At 42.2% G+C, this 17,181-nt stretch carries 7 protein-coding genes; all 7 read right to left on the reverse strand.

Going from position 1 to position 17,181, the window contains the following annotated elements:
• Positions 1–56 precede the first annotated feature (56 nt).
• A complete protein-coding gene (locus BrL25_RS23465; RefSeq protein ID WP_018669859.1) occupies positions 57–941 on the reverse strand; it encodes a pentapeptide repeat-containing protein in 885 nt (294 codons plus the stop codon).
• A 70-nt stretch (positions 942–1,011) separates the two neighbouring features.
• Entirely contained in the window at positions 1,012–10,164 is a 9,153-nt protein-coding gene (locus BrL25_RS23470; protein WP_018669858.1) for a non-ribosomal peptide synthetase, read from the reverse strand.
• A 77-nt stretch (positions 10,165–10,241) separates the two neighbouring features.
• Positions 10,242–11,018: an enoyl-CoA hydratase/isomerase gene (locus BrL25_RS23475; protein WP_026314992.1), complete on the reverse strand. Its 777-nt coding sequence runs from the start codon at positions 11,016–11,018 to the stop codon at positions 10,242–10,244.
• Positions 11,018–12,274 (reverse strand): hydroxymethylglutaryl-CoA synthase family protein, encoded by a 1,257-nt coding sequence (locus tag BrL25_RS23480; RefSeq protein WP_018669856.1) that lies wholly within the window; start codon positions 12,272–12,274, stop codon positions 11,018–11,020. Before BrL25_RS23480 ends, BrL25_RS23475 begins: the two co-directional genes overlap by 1 nt.
• Before the next feature lie 19 nt (positions 12,275–12,293).
• Complete coding sequence (locus BrL25_RS23485; RefSeq protein ID WP_018669855.1) at positions 12,294–13,523, reverse strand: beta-ketoacyl synthase N-terminal-like domain-containing protein; 1,230 nt, start codon at positions 13,521–13,523, stop codon at positions 12,294–12,296.
• Positions 13,501–13,749, reverse strand: coding sequence for an acyl carrier protein (locus BrL25_RS23490; RefSeq protein ID WP_018669854.1), 249 nt, complete (start codon positions 13,747–13,749; stop codon positions 13,501–13,503). Before BrL25_RS23490 ends, BrL25_RS23485 begins: the two co-directional genes overlap by 23 nt.
• Positions 13,742–17,179 (reverse strand): ACP S-malonyltransferase, encoded by a 3,438-nt coding sequence (fabD, locus tag BrL25_RS23495; RefSeq protein WP_018669853.1) that lies wholly within the window; start codon positions 17,177–17,179, stop codon positions 13,742–13,744. The genes BrL25_RS23490 and fabD overlap by 8 nt, the downstream gene beginning before the upstream one ends.
• Between the last annotated feature and the right edge of the window lie 2 nt (positions 17,180–17,181).

Consider the following 17,181-nt stretch of genomic DNA (forward strand, 5'->3'; position numbering starts at 1 on the left):
TGCATAATTGTTTAAAATCGTTAACATGTTTTCACCCCAGAAAATAATCTATATGATCATATCGTAACCCAGTGCTCTGGACGAGAGAGTGACGAAGGTAATTTTGTCCTACTATCCCCTTTTGCTGAGCTGATTTGAGACTGAGTAAGAAAGATACTTTTGGATAGATCAGCTCCACTTAGATCAGCATCCCGGAAATCAGCCCCGATAAGATCAGCTCCACTAAGATCGGTTCCTCTCAGGTCAGCAGCGATCAGGTAAGCTCCTCTTAAGTCAGCCCCTCTAAGGTCCGTTTTTCTCAGATCAGCGGCAATAAGGTCGGCACCGCGACCAATGTTTTTCTTACGTCCTGAACGAGCCTTTTGCTCCGGCCGATGCTTTTTCTTGATGCGCGCCTGAGCTCGCACAAGTTCACTGGTTTTTAGCAGTAGTGTATTTACAATAGCTCGGTGCTCTGCCACGTCCAGCTTCATGAGCTCGTCCGGGCTAAGATAAGTAAGTTTTTCCGTTTTTTCAAGCACGGAACGGAGCTCATCATGGATAGGCAAAGCAGCTTGTAACATCAAAGCTTCTGTCAGATACCAGAGTAATTCATGAATTTGCAGCATGATTAAGAACACTTTAAACATCGGCTTAGCAGATTCAGGAGCTTGCTGCCAGTCTTGGCCACCAAAGCTGACCTGAGAAACTTTTTGCCCTGCGCCAAAGCAGTCAAAAGCTATACAACCTTTAAGACCTCGTTTACTGAGGCTTTCGTGAATACCACATCGAAAATCTTTTTGCAGCTTGATGCAGGGTGTACCTGCATCTTTATTAATGGGGAAACCATCCGAAGCTGAAAAGCATAATGCGACACAGCACAATCCGAAACAGCTTTCGCAGTCAGCACGCAAATGATCGCATCTCTTGCTCGTAATAGTATCATCATTTAGATATTTCATCGTCTTTCTCCTCGCAAACTATGTTTAATACCAAAATCATTATTTTAGCAGCTGTCGCCAACGCTACTCGCTATATTCGATTCCCTAATTTGAGGTTACTTTTCGAAATAAGTTGTGCCACACTTGCATTCGGGTTTTGTAGCGCCGTCTTAAGAATAATCTGATACCTCTCCATCATAGATTTAATGGTTATTTCTCTGAAGAGGTCAGCGTTATATTCAAGATAACCCTGTATGAGCGTAGACGTCTCATATAATACTAAACTCAGGTCAAAGTTGGTAGCATCTTTACTAAGTTCTACAGGAACTAATTTCAGACCTGATGATATTTGTTCAGCATCAGGTAATCGTATCAAGTTGAACATCACATTAAACAAGGACGAGTTAGCGGTTTCTCCTAACATCTTCACTACTTTTGAGAATGGAAGATCCTTATTCGCGAATGCCTCTATGGCCACTTTCTTCGTTCGGGAAATTAGGTCGGTATACCGCATGTCTCTGGTAATAGAAAGCCGCATCGCCACAACATTGACAAAGTACCCAATGACATGATCAAGCTCCGTTGTCGAACGTTTAGAAACTGGCGACAATACACAAATATCCTGTTGTTCTGTGTATCCGCTCAAGAGCACTGAATAGGCAGACAAGAGTACCATATATAACGTAACTCCATGAACCTGACAGAAGCTTTGTAGTTCAGTCACAAGCTCAGAAGGCAGAGTTATTTCCATTTTCGCGGCTTTCAAGCCAGTAAAGTCAGTGCGAGCATAATCGGAATTTATTTGTAATTCCCCATGATAATTAGCGAGTGTTTTACGCCAGTAATTTACCTGCGCATCAAGACGGGCTCTGGAAACAGTGGTCTGTTGCCATAAGACAAAGTCGCTGTATTGCACCATCGGCAACGGTAAGTCAGCAGAACGAGATTCACAGTAATTCTGATAGAGTACTTCAAGTTCCTTCATCATCACACCTGTAGACCAACCATCAAACAATCCCCAAGGACGTGAAATAATTAGAAAAGATTCATCATCTGAATGTTTAACCAAATGGAACCGGAATAAATACGGCTCATATCGGTGGAAGGTTCGAGATTTTTCCTCTAAGCACAATTCAAAAAACTGAGATTCGGATTCAATTGTACTGATTAGTGGTCTGAACACTGAAGGGGAATTTACGACCTGTCTCACTTCCCCATCCACGTCAATAAAGCTAGTTCGAAGCATCTCATGCCTCTGCACAACTTCCTTGACACTCTTAACGAGAGCCTCTATATTAACCTTCCCTATCAAGCGATATGCTGAAAGTACATTTTCGTTACTAGGCACATAACTGTCACCAAAGCGTAGGAACCATAGCTCATCCTGCTCAAGAGATAAAGGTACCCCCTCTTCCGTCCGTGTTCTTGCAACGATAGGTAGATTATCCGTGGAATCCTCCTGTGACTGTATTGCACTGGCAAGCAATTCCACAGTCGCATTCTCAAATATGGCTTTGAAAGGAAGATCCTTTCCTAACAATTGTTTTACCCGACTAACAAGACGGACAACGATTAGCGAGTGTCCCCCTAAATCGAAAAAATTGTCAAAAACGCCAACTTTGTCTACACCCAACAATTCCTGAAACAGTTTACCTATTACTTTCTCTGTCTCAGTACGCGGCTCCAAATAATTTGCTTTTACGTAATCCGAATCATCCGGTTTAGGTAACGACGACTTGTCAACCTTGCCGTTAGGTGTCAAAGGTAAGGTTTCGAGCAAGATATAAGTGCTAGGTATCATATAGTCGGGCAACAAACCGGACAAATGGTTTTTGAAAACCTTCGATAAAGATTGTCCTAACAATGAAATCTGCGGATAGTTGGTAAGTCGTGCAGTGACATAAGAGCTTCGGGCCTGAACCTGTGGCATATTGCCTTTTGCAAAAATAATATCCAAATGAGCCGTATTCTCCTGAGACCAAGTCGCTTCACAACGATAACCATGACTTTCTGCAAAGCGAATCATATCAGCAAGTTGCTCCACTTGCTCAAGAGCACGCTCCGACAAGCGCCCCTTTTGTTTTATAGGCGTTACCATCCCTGTTGCGACAGAGTGCAATACGTTGTCAGCGATCAATACATCCTCCTGTACACGTCCGTTAACAAACCCGTGAATACCAAAAGCATCGTAGGCGTTTGATTCGAGCATACGAAATACGTTCTCAACATTGCTAAACGGATACCATTCAATCGGAGCATTCTCGCATCCACCACTGTCCGCTTCCGCTCGAGTGGTAAGAACAACATCGAACCGGTAACTAAGCATTTCATTATCGCCGATACCTTTTTTTACGAGTATGTCTACACGCTCGATTTCGGGAATCAGTTCTGTCAAGGAAGTAAAGAATGAAGGACTGACCAATAACTCTGTCTCTTGCTGTGCCCGCCTGTGAATTCTGCTTGTCAATACCTCATATTTTATTGGAGAATTAGCCTGGCAACGTTCGATAGCTATTAGATGTGCATCAAAAAGATCCAGGTTTCTCACATCGCCGATAAAGATTTTCCCGCCCGGTACCATGCACCGAATGATATTAGATAGCATTTGCTCAAGATAGAGTCTATTCGGGAAATACTGGATTACCGAATTCACCACAACCGTATCGAAACGGCCTTGGGCAAACTGCTCTAAATTCAATGCATCGCTTCTAGTCAAGCTGACATGCTTCCACGACTTGCGGTCAAGCTGTTTTTGAATTCCTCTCAGGGCTGACTCAGATATATCAATAGCCTGAACAAAATCACATACCGGGGCGTAGCGATATAACAATAACCCGGTGCCGCAACCTATCTCCAGCAGCTTTTTAGGATGTAAATCTCTTATTCTGTCAACCGTACCGGAAACCCACTCTTCCATTTGCTCCTGTGAAATCGGCTCACCTGTATAGCTACTATTCCAGCCAATATAATTTTGCTCTGCATTGTCTTCCGCTTGGTCTACTGCTTCATATTGATCATCAAATACCGTTGTCCAACGCTTCAGGTTTTCATCGTTATGCGCCTGGGACAGCTCATCCAGACATCCAGCTGTAGGACAAATATGCGCCACTAGTCGAACGTCATTCTCACCTGCTGAGTACGTTGAAACGATAGCATTATTTACAGCGGGATGAGCTCCAAGAACTGTCTCGATCTCACCCAACTCAATTCGATACCCGCGCACTTTTACCTGACTATCGCACCGCCCTTTAAACTCTAGTTGTCCATCAGCGTTCCATCGTACCAAATCACCCGTACGATAAAGTCTCGCCGCTTCTTTATCGCTGAATGGATTTTTGACGAAGCGTTCACTTGTAAGCTCAGCATTGTTCAGATATCCTCGGGCAACGCCATCGCCGCCAACACACAACTCTCCAATGACTCCAAGAGGTAAAAGGCACAAGTTCTTATCAACGACATATGCCTGAGTCTGAGCAATTGACGTTCCAATAGGAATAATGCCATCCAAAGGGATATCTCTTGGTATCACATAACAAGTAGAAGCGATGGAGTTTTCCGTTGGTCCATAAGCATTGACGATCGTAATATTTTCAAGAGAATCATAGATGGACTTCACGTCACATGCAGAAAATGCTTCTCCCCCTACTCCAAGGTACGTTAGTCCTATCGCGCGTGTTTTTACAGCCTCTGCAAATGCCGGAAGAAACGCTGCAGACAGCGAAAGCATCGTAACACCTGCTTGATTAATACAATCGATGATTTGATTCATGTCTTTTGCATCGCCCTGAAGAATGACCAGACGTCCTCCGTTCATGAGAGGTATCAATAATTCTTGACTACCAACATCAAACGAAATGGACATATGATGTAGCATTACTGTGTCAGGATCAGCCGGGAAATAATCTGGATTACGCACCAATCTTACTACGCCACGCTGCTCAACCATTACCCCTTTAGGCTTACCTGTCGATCCTGATGTATATATTACGTATGCAAGATTTTCGGGAGTAACGATGCGCTCTTCACTAATCAAACTAGTTTTAGGACGACCAGCAAGCATAGATTCCAAACTGTCAGCATCCATATAAATTAATAGTTGATCGATAACAGGAATATGTTCTGCCAATTTCTCAGTAGTAATCAACAATCTAAACCCAGAATCACTTATTATATGGCTAATCCGTTCAGCGGGATAATCTGGATCGATTGGAACATAAGCGCCTCCAGCCTTGAGAATTCCCAAGATGGCGACTACCATCTCTATTGATCTTCTGAGACATAAACCGACTAGAACATCCGGTCCAACACCTTGCTCGCGCAAATAATCAGCAAGTTGATTAGCACGTGCATCTAATTGGCCGTATGTAACCATCTCATCCCCGAATTCCACTGCAATTTTGTTCGGCGTGGTCTTCGCATGCTGCTCGAATAACTCATGCAGACAGCTTTCCGATGGATATGGTTTTTTCGTCCGATTCCAGTCAATAAGCTGGATTGTACGTTCACCATCTGATATGATTTCGATATCCAGAACATACGTGCCCGCTGTCTGACTATCATGTAGTGCCGTAACAATCCCCTTCAGAGCGGATTCCATATAGGAATATACCGCCTCGGTTGCTAGCGAACGATCAACCTGAACATTCAACGAGAATTCATTTCCCAGATCATCTATAGAAAGACCGACAGGATAATTGGTTCTATCCAAAGAATCAAGCCATTCTACCCCAAAATCATGGATATCACCGCTACCATGAGCAGACACATTTTCTTCAAAGTGGCGATAATTCAACATCGCTGTAAATAAAGGAGCATCATTACCTACACCACTGCAGCTCTGGGCAAGAATTAGTGATGTCTGTTCATATCGGATCAGCTCTTTTAGTTCCGCGTCTGTATCATGTACCATTTCGGCAACACTTTTACCGGATAGAGAGAGCCTGATCGGCAATGTATTGATAAAGTTCCCCACTATTCTTTCAACACCTGGTACACCTTGTAGTCGACCGGATAGTACGGTCCCGAACACAACATCCTCACGTCCACTGCACTTTGCAACTACCAACGCCCATGCAGCATGGAAGATGCTTGCAGGGCTTATTCCAAACTCTTTTGCTCGTGAACGTATCTCGTCCGCAAGCAGAGCAGGAAGCGAACGTCTGAGACTTGCAATATCACTGCCATCACCATGTACATCGTATAGACCAAATGGCGATGTAGTCTCGGTTACATCACCCAGCTTTTTATGGAAAAATGCTTCAGCATTATAGGCTTCGAGTTGATGCTGAGTATGGGCAACAAAGTCTCTGTAAGGTACAGCTCTCTCGAGTTGATTCGTTGTGGAAGAGAAATGCGCCAGCATTTCATGAATAATCAACTTTAATGAGGTTGCATCTTCTATTAGATGATGCATATAAAATAGACCGTACCATACATCCGTTCCTGGTTCATTAGCAACCTTGAGCCGCAATAGAGGTGAATGTGTAATATCGATCACTTCAGGCTCATGCATCTTGTCGCGCATTTGTTGCTCTGCGTCAACTTCGGAAGTAAGAATAATCGTCTTGACAGGCAATGCAGCATACCTAAGGACCACCTGCACCGGTTTGGCCAGACCATTTACAATTACCCCAGTACGTAAAGCGTCATGGCGGTCGATCACATATTGCAATGCATCCATAAATTGATCCAATCGTTCTTTTGAATGAATGCGGAATAGTACAGGTATTACATAAGGATCCTTCTTTGGATCCATCAAATGATGGAACAAAATCCCCTCTTGTGACGGAACTAATGGGTAGATATCCTGAATATTACGCGCGCCTCCGCGCACAGTAGAGACGATAACATCGATTTCCTCCGGACTAAGTTTAACAAGCGGCAACATATCAGGAGCTATGTGATCACAGCCGAAAGGAATCATATTTTCGGGCACTTCACAGCCCATCGAAATATTGTTATTATCTAGAGATGCAGCAAGCACTTCCAATGTTGGCGCGGTAAATACTGTAAGGACATCGCAATACAATCCATGGGCTTGGATTCTAGCAATTAATTTTGTAATTAGCAGAGAATGACCACCTAGGGCAAAAAAATTATCATTTATACTAATTTTATCTTCGTCAAAACCTAAAAGTTCACTCCAAATACTACTTAAAATGATTTCAGTCTCTGTACGCGGTGCAGAATATGAACTGGAAGAAAAAACATCAATACTTGGTTGCGGCAGAGCTTTATGATCTACTTTACCATTTGATGTGACTGGCAATCTTTCGAGCTTAACATAAGCACTCGGTACCATATAGTCTGGCAGCATCGTTTTTAAAAAGCTGCTCAATTCATTAAAATGGCTTCCATCAAGCTCGTTACAACCATCGGTAAATACTAAATAAGCCACAAGCATCTTATTGCCAGACGTATCTTCACGTGCAATCACACAGCAGGAATCCACCGTTGGATGTTCTAATAATCGTGACTCAATTTCACCTAACTCAATCCTAAAACCTCTTATTTTGACCTGATCGTCGGCTCGTCCCATAAACTCCAAGCTTCCATCTGGCAACCAACGCGCCAGATCTCCCGTATCATACAACCGTTCGCCATCTATAGTACCAAATGGATTGAGGATAAAGCGTTGCGCCGTCAAATCTGGGCGCTTCAAATAACCTCTTGTAACCCCGGCACCGCCGACATACATACGCCCGGTAATCCCAACAGGAACTGGTAAAAACTGTTCGTTTAGTACATATAGAGCTAGATCAGATATTTTCTTACCTATGACACTTTTCTGATTTATATTTTGTTTACGCAATCGGTGATGCGTGACATGAACCGTTGTTTCCGTTATGCCGTACATGTTAATCAATTGAACGGATTCGTCCCCATGCCAATCAAACCAAGGTTTGAGGATGGCCGGTTTTAAGGCTTCCCCACCGAATATTACATATCTGAGTGAGAGATTCTCTCTTCTCACGGCATCGACTGAAATCAATTGCTCAAATACCGTTGGTGTTTGGTTAAGGACAGTGACCCGCTCCTTTACGAGCAGTGTATAAAAATCGTCCAGTGACTGCGCCGTTGCCTTGGAAACTAGAACAATTCTTCCACCATAGGCCAAGGCTCCCCACATTTCCCAAACAGAAAAGTCAAACGCAAACGAGTGAAACATTGTCCACACGTCGTCACGTGTAAAGCCAAACTCGGGTTGCGTAGCGTTAAACAAACGGGTAGCATTTCTGTGCTCTACCATAACACCTTTTGGCTTGCCTGTAGACCCTGATGTGTAGATTATGTAAGCTAGATGTTTAGGCTCAAGACTAATGGAAGATACCGGAATATCAGAGGTATCATACCCATTAAAATCATAATTGTCGAGACATACAACTAGCTTATCATTTACTGTTATCTGCGGAACCAATTCTGAATGAGTTAGCAACAACGCCGCACCAGAATCCTCCAAAATATAACGAACTCTCTCTGCAGGAGAAGCAGGGTCGATCGGTACGTATGCCCCACCAGCCTTCAAAATACCTAGAATGGCAACAACCATGTCAATCGAACGCTCTAAACATAGTCCCACCAAATCATCAGGATTAACCCCCATAGTATGTAGACAGTGTGCGACCTGATTAGCCCGCTCATTTAATTGCCGATAAGTTAACTCTTCATCTTCAAATGTTAAGGCAATACGATCAGGCGATATTTTGCATTCTTTTTCAAACATTTCATGCAGGCATATGTCTGTTGCATACTTCGCAACCGGGTTCCATTCGACTAACAACTGATTTCGTTCTGCTTCGCTTAAATATTCATATTCCGATAGCCTTCGCTCAGGGTTCTTAATCACTTGGCTTAACAAATTCAGATAGTGATCAGCAAACCGTTTGATGGTCGATCGGTCAAAGAGATCACTATTATATTCAAAAAGTCCTTCTAGCCCTTTGGCTGTTTCTTGCAAGTCCAGTGTTAAATCATACTTTGCGATTTTAAAATCATAATCAACTTGGGAAATAGCCAAATCAACCAATTTATCATTGTACTGCGCGACTGACTCTTGTAATACGAACATCACCTGGAACAGTGGAGAATAACTCCTGCTGCGCTCCAAGTCCAATGCGTCTACAACCGATTCAAACGGAATATCTTTGTGACTGAAAGCATCAAGCGCCGTCATTTTGACTCGCCCCAGAAGCTCTGCAAACGTTGGATCACCAGACAAATCGCTTCTAATCACGAGTGTATTCACAAATAAACCAATTAGATTTTCAAGCTCAGATCGATCTCGGTTTGCGATTGGTGTACCGATAGTCAGGTCTGTTTGCTGGGTATAACTCCTTAACAAGATCATAAACCCTGAGAGCAGCGTCATATAGAGAGTAGCACCATGCTCATCACTCAGTTTACGCAGGTCTTCCAGCAACTCAGGCGGGCAAAGAAATCCTTCACGAGAACCGTTATAAGTTTTGACCGCAGGCCTTGGACGATCTGTTGGTAACACCAACTGGGCATTAATATCCTTTAGTTGTTCCCGCCAGTAACCGAGCTGCTTTTCCTTCACATCTCCTGTCAACCAGTGTCGCTGCCACCGAGCAAAGTCGGAATACTGAATCTGAAGCGGCTTTAACTTTGAAGACTCCCCAGCACAATAGGAAGTATATAAACTCTTAACTTCATTAATAAAGACTGTTAAAGACCAACCATCAGATATACTGTGATGCATAGTGACCAAAAGTATATGTTCAATCTCCGACTTTTTGAGCAATGTTAACCGGACCAAACTCTCGGCACCAAGGTCAAATGGGGCCAGTGCTTCCTCTTCGCATAGACGGAGAAGATGTGCCTCCGAGTACACGTCCCCTTCTTGAATGACCAACGGACTTGGGCTATCTATACACTGATAGGGAACTCCTTCACGCTCAACGAAACGTGTTCTAAGCACACTATGTCTTGTCGTAATTTCCTGCAGTGCCCGAAACAAGGCCTGCTTGTCCAGCCTACCACTAAGCCTCCATGCCCGGGGAATGTTATAATAGCCACTGTTATCCTCAAGTTTCGCTAGAAACCAAAGTCTTTGCTGTGCGAATGAGAGCTGTATATCGTCGTCACTTTCCGTTGTACTTCTAGGTATAACGACATACGGCGAGATGTCGATGCCCTGCTTTTTAAGGAGAGCAATCAACGCTTGCTGCTTGTCAACAGATAACGAGTTTACTTTAGCGACTATACTTTGAAGATTATCGCTCATCTCTTATTCTCTCCCCTTTATAATCCCTACAAAATACTTCGTTTTATAAGACTGCCTATACGGTTGACTCATTTCTTCTACTGGTGATTGTCTTCCCATGGAAAACGACCCGTTTCTACAAATTTATAAATCCGCTCAAGATTAGCCGAATCGGAAAACATTTCCCTGTTAGCGGATAACGCTATCAATTTAGATTGATAAAGCGACTGATGCAGCATGTTCATATAACGTTTATATGAAGAGATCCCGAATCGAGATAGTAATTTAAGACGACGCAAATGCTTGCCAAGCAACACTTCACTCTCCGTATGGTATGTATCAACAAGTCCCCAAGCATGAGCCTGCTGAACACCTACCGGCCAAGTCATCAAAGTCATATAATGAGCCTTTTGAACACCGATACGTCGAATTAAAAACGGCAGTACGCAAGCTGGAAACAGTCCGAATAATAATTCCGATAAACTAAATTGAGCCGTTAGATCAGCTAGTACAATATCACTGGCTGCAACGAACCCTATTCCACCGGCATTAACTCTTCCACGTACGTGGGAAATTGTTATATACGGTCCATTTGACAACCTTAACCACAGGTCATATATGGGTTCCGGGTCCCCACCAGTAACACTTCTCTCTTCTATTTTTCGGTGGATGCTCTCGAAATCGGCCCCCAAGCAAAAAACTTCCGGTAATCCTTCCAGAACCACGACAGTTACTGCTGCTTCTTCACATAAATTCAAAACATGGTGAAATTCCTCAATCATTCGATCATTCATAGTATTATTTGCTTCAGGACGATAAAACTGGATGAAGCAAATCTTTTCTTTAATATGTACCTTGATCGTTTGGAAGTCTATCATAACCACTCATACTCTCTATGGTACTCATTGATTTCTTTTAAAACTAATCTTTGCTTTCCGAAATTTGATTTTAGTGCTTCTGGAAATAAATTTAAATCCAACTTAGCATTCCTAGTACCGAATTTGACCATGCCGCTTTCTCTTAATAGTTCCTCATATTCGTCCATAGATAGGTGATAACGCTCGTTCAACTGTTTTTCAATCTCAAAGCGACGCAAATGCTCCTGACCTTGAGAGGTTACAACCCCACTATAGAATTCCGAACAGCACCCTGACCCATAAGAAAAACAGCCAATTCTTTTGGCTGTATCAAAATCTCCATTATCAATCGTGCTGGCAAGTGATAAAAGCACAGAGGCTCCCATAATGTTACCGATACGCTGGCAATAATTCAGTCCTGGTAACACACGCTGTTCAAAGTCAGACTCTATCTCAGCAGACTTGGCTTTAAGGATTTTCCGCATCATTGAACGGTGCGCCCCTTTCACCATACCTCCGAAAGGAGTATGAAAGCTGAGATATTGGAATGTCTTTTGATAATCAACACCAACGACTCTTCTTTGATACTCTAAAAAAGTCTGTTCACAACAATCCAGATAAGACAATAGGGACAAATCCGCATTTCCTGCCTCGCTGTCAGGAACGGGACGGCATGTATCCATTACCTCATAACCATAATACCCATTAGCCCCCACATCTACTTGAAACATACTAGGATTTTCTCCAACGAGAATAGCAACAGCCCCCGCTCCGCCGGTTGGCTCTGCGTAAGACCATTCCTCTGACAAAATGTCCCCCCCAGCGATCAAGAAGCGTGAAATATCAGTTGCAACGACAAGAGCTTTTGCTCCAGGTGAGATTTGGGACAACACAAAATTAACCGCTAACTGTAGTCCGGCAGTTCCTGAATAGCAAGCTTGCTTAAGCTCAAATAAACGACAATTCCGATTAAGTCCCAAGTAGTGATGAATATAAGTACTTATTGATTTACTAAAATCTATCCCTGATTCCGTACAGGTAACTACCAATTCAATCCGATTTTTCTCCTCCTCAGATAAAGAATTCACAATTGGTTTTGCTGCATTGACCCCCAAAGTGATCGGATCTTCATATGGCAATGCCACTGATTTTTCTTTCATTAACAGATTTTCAAATCTACCTATGTCCAATTTTCGATACTCTGCTAACTGCATGACATCCAGATATGCTGTCCCACCAAAAACATTCATCGCTTCTATTCCAACAGAAACCATTATGTTTATCTCCTTACCACTAATACAAATTTTGTAAACAAACTGCCGTATTGATACCACCAAATCCCATGCTTAAACTTAGTGCATGTTTAATCTTGTGTGAAATCGACTGCTCTCGCACCCAATTAAATGAAGGCTCTATCGGGTTTTCCAAATTTCTAGTGGGGTGAAGCCGAGACTCTTTCATCTGGAGCACTGTTGAAATAATTTCAACTGTACCCGCAGCACTTAGTCCGTGACCAGTAATAGATTTTGTTGCATTAATGTAAGCATGATCGAGTTGGCAATTTCTAATTGCCTTAAGTTCTATTTCGTCCCCAACGATCGAACCTGTTCCATGCGGGTTTATATAATCAATATCTTTGGGTGTTAATCTTGCTTTATTCAATGCCTTCTGTATCACGTGAACCTCTCCATCGTAAGAAGGATTAGGATTGCGATTTCCATCCATTTGTACAGCCCAACCTGATACTTTTGCATACGGCTTGACCTTGCGGCTAAGAGCTGTGTTTTGTCGTTCTATGACGACTACTCCGCATGATTCTCCATAAATAAATCCATCCCTATTCTCATCAAAGGGACGACAAGCCTTTGCAGGATCTTCTGCATAGCGCTCTGTCCCCATAGCACCTAACGCACGGAATGCCTGACATTCCAGATAGGAAATATCACACAATGCCCCCATAGCAATACAAATATCAACCTGATCTAACAAAACGGCCTGGATAGCCTGAATAACAGCTAGTTGACCACTTGCAGACGCCCCCCCAACCGTATAAGCTGGCCCCTGAATCCCAAACTGTTCTGTACATAACCCGCATAAGTCGCTATCCATAAAGGATATGCCATAAGTAGGGGGGATAAAAACAGAGCGATCTTTATAGGTTTCAAAGGTTTGCAACACATCTCTCTGTTGGATATTGGAACCTCCGATTACCAATCCGATACGTGCAGGCTCTGCTGCATCCAAATTGGCCTCCATCCATGCTTCATGAAGAGTGATCATCGCTACGTGACCTGAAAAAGAGGCTTTACGAAGTAACTTTTTAGAGAGTGCTTGCGGATCAGACAAAGATGCAATCTCAGCCCCGATAAATGAAGTCTCTTTTTGTCTACCTGGACGCTTCATAACTCCAAAGGCATGCTCTCCTCGTAGCAATGCAGAAGAAAAACCTTCTTTCCCTTGAGCAATCGTCGAAGTAACTCCGATGCCAGTAATGTACAACTCAGGCTGACTGTAATTTTTCATATAGAACCTCTGCTAATTCCCCGATGTTTTTCACACCAAAAAGCTCTACACGAGGAATATTTAAGTTCAATTCTTCCATTGCTTGAACTACAATCTCAGCTCGATCCACCGAGTTTGCACCTAAATCTAATAACTGATCTTCCGATTTGAAATGATGATCCTCCAATTCCGGAAGTACCTCACAAATAATGCGCACAATCATCTCGAAAATCTCCTGCTTATTCATATTTTCCTCCTAAAATAGTTTGATTTAGCAAAAATGAATGAATTCTATCATTGAGTAAGTCTGCAGTTGCTTTCATGATTTTGATACCGATCTTATCCACGTGCCGATTCCGCCAGTTATCTAATTCGGTACCTTTCACCCATTGATTAAAAGCTCCCAAAGCAGGTCCGCAGTGAATCTGATAATCTACTCTGGATTCTTCACTACCACTTAAAGCTAAGCGTGTACCGTATCCAAAATACCATCTAAAGACCAAAGCCATTTTATGCTTCGGATTTTGCTCAGCCTTCTCAATCTCTTGGGCTGGATAATAGGCCTTAATCTCCTGATACACCTCTGCGATACTTCGCTTAAAATATTTTTCCTGAATTTGCTTTAATGTTTGCTCATCTATTTCATCTAACGAATTATATCGACGATATAATTCGTGCAATTTGTTGGCCCGCGATGGGAAAAATAACCCTTTTTTCAGCACCTGAACTTTACTGCCCATTTCAAAACTATCCCCTGCCGGAGCATAGTCCGTATCCTGAACATTCATTTGCAGCAATAAATCTTTTACCCTGTCGCTTGTTCCTGCCTCTACCGTACATTGATTAATCGAACCAGTAAGGATAAAATCTGCACCTAACATAAACGCGGCCATCGCTGCTTCGGGAGTTCCAATTCCTCCTGCAGCGCCAATTCGTACCCGCTTATGATATTTGTACTTTTCCATCATTTCGTTCCGCAACCGTGACATGGATGGAATTAGGGTATAAGCGACTCCGCCATCGGTATGACCAGCTGAATCGGCTTCAACGCATATATCATCAGCAACAGGAACTTCTCTTGATAATTCAGCTTCTTCCGGTGTAATTTGATTTTTTTTCAGCAGTTCTTGAAGAATATGCTCCGGAGCAGGGCTTAGGAAGGTTTCCGCAACTTCCGGTCGAGATACTTTTGCTATAATCTTATGTAAAGTGACCACATTCCCATTGGAATCTCGTTTTAATCCTTTAGCGTGAAATCGAACGAGAGACGGTGTAACGGTTAGAAAAGCCGATGCCTCTACATTTCTAACTTGCATACGTAGGAGAAGATCAATCATTTTATTTTCTCGTTCCGCATTTCTCAAATTATGCACCAAGTTAACACCGTAGGCTTGTCCATGAGCAATATGGTATTGAATATACCTGATACTATCTTCGGTCTGCTGTAAATCCAAACCCCCAGTACCAAAAAAACCCATCATTCCAAGCTTCGCCATACATACAACCAATTCTTTTGAAGAAATTCCATGATACATTCCACCGGCAAGGTAAGCGTATTGCAGGCTATAATCTTCTTTAAACTCGGAGTCGCCTAAAGATTCGGCTGTTATCTGATTGGAAAATGAGCACTCTAATGCAACTGAATTTGTCGATGACTGCGCTCTGGATTTAGAAGAGTTAAGCGTAACAACTGCTGGTGGCCTCTCCATTTCTTGTACCTGACTAAGCCAAGGATTTACTGGTTCATCATTGTATTCAACTTCCATCCCAACGGCCATTGGATTCATTTCACTCCATACTTGCCTTTCTTGGTAGATATCAACTTTCAAGGGCTCTACTTCCCTTTTAATTTTTTCAACTAATTTACTCAAGACCGTTCCAGGACCAATTTCTAAAAAATCCGAAACCCCCATCCCCATAAGATACTGTATCGATTCCGTCCACCGCACCGGCTGAACTATTTGCTCAATTATATTGGTCTTGATTTCAGTCAATCGGTATGGTCTTGCCGTAAAGTTAGAAATGACCGGGATTCTAAATGATTGAAAATTGAAATTTCCGATATACTCTGAAAATCTCTGTTTTGCTTCTAACATGTAACGTGAATGAAAGGCACCACTTACATTCAGCGGAATATACATGGTTGCCCCAGAAGATTCGAAAATACCCTGTGCTTTAGCAATATCCGATACAGGCCCAGAAATGATAATTTGCTTTAAACCATTCAAATTAGCAATATCAATAGATGACAAATCATTTTCGATCAGTATCTTTTGTATTACTTCCTGAGTAAGACCCAGAATTGCTGCCATTCCACCGTTGGTTGCCTGACTCATCAATTCTCCTCTTTTTTTCACCAATTGGAGACCTGTTTCAAAGTCAATTACCCCGGCTGCAAATAAAGCATTATATTCTCCTAAACTATGTCCGGCTACAAAATCAGGTTTCCTACCCGAATCTGATATTGCTTTTAAGTAACTTAACGCATTAACAGTGTAGAGCGCTGGTTGAGTATATTGTGTTTGATTAAGTTGCTTGTTAGGATCAGATAAACACAATTCTTTGATACAGTAACCTAATATTCCACTTGCCTTGTTTGTTATTTCTCGGAATTCATCAAACAGTCCCTCCCCCATCCCTTTTTTCTGAGAACCTTGTCCTGGAAATAGGTAAGCTATCATTCTGCTATCAACTCTCCTTTTCTGGGTATCGATTTTCGATGATTTGTACTCCTGTAGCACATTTTCTAAACGATTGTTATTTGATTGAAAAGCACTCAATATTGGAATACTCTTGGAAGTCGACCCAGATGCGGTGTTTTTTTTGAAAAAATGAGCAAGGGTACCGCTAGGCCCTAAGTCGAAGTAATTACCTGATGTCACACTTTCAATAGTCTGAATCGCTTCTTGAAATAAAATGGGCTGGCGAACGACAGACCATAAATAATCCCGTGGCAAAAAATTACGAATCTGAGCGTCTACACAAGAAACGATCGGGATTTTGGGCATACGAATATCAATTTTCTTTAAAAATGTAGTAAATTCATCTTTAATTGGATCAATGTATCGTGAGTGAAAACCAAAGCTAACAGGAATTCTTTGAAACAAGATATTTTGATTCTCCAAATAACTTTCAATTTGTTGTAGTGAATCGGACGATCCAGAAATCACAAAATGCTTTTTAAAATTTAATGCTGCCAATTCACTTTGGTTATACAAAATTGGCTTTTGTTCGAATAGACTCGCCTCATCCATAATAGCTGTCATTCCGCCTGAAGGGCATTTCTCTTCTATTAATTTTGCTTGTTTAATTAGACATGTAATTGAATCTTCTATTGTTACCACTTCGGAAATGCAAGCAGCTGTATATTCTCCCAAACTCGTTCCAAGTACATAGTCAGGTTCCACTCCGTTGGCTATAAAAACTTGAGCCAACGCATATTCCACCATAAAAATAGCCGGATGAGTATATAGCAACCGAACAAATGGCTCCCTTATATGTTTATTTTCATGATATAATTTATGGACAATAGAGATTCCTACTAGATCTTGAACGATTACATCTAAATTATGCATCCACTTTCGGAAAACAGCCTCATTTTCATACAAATGTCTTCCCATTTGATTGTATTGAGATCCCTGACCTGAAAACATAAAAATTATTGGCTTACGATCCATTC

Origin of the sequence: Brevibacillus laterosporus DSM 25 (assembly GCF_002706795.1) — a bacterium.
Lineage (GTDB): Bacteria > Bacillota > Bacilli > Brevibacillales > Brevibacillaceae > Brevibacillus_B > Brevibacillus_B laterosporus.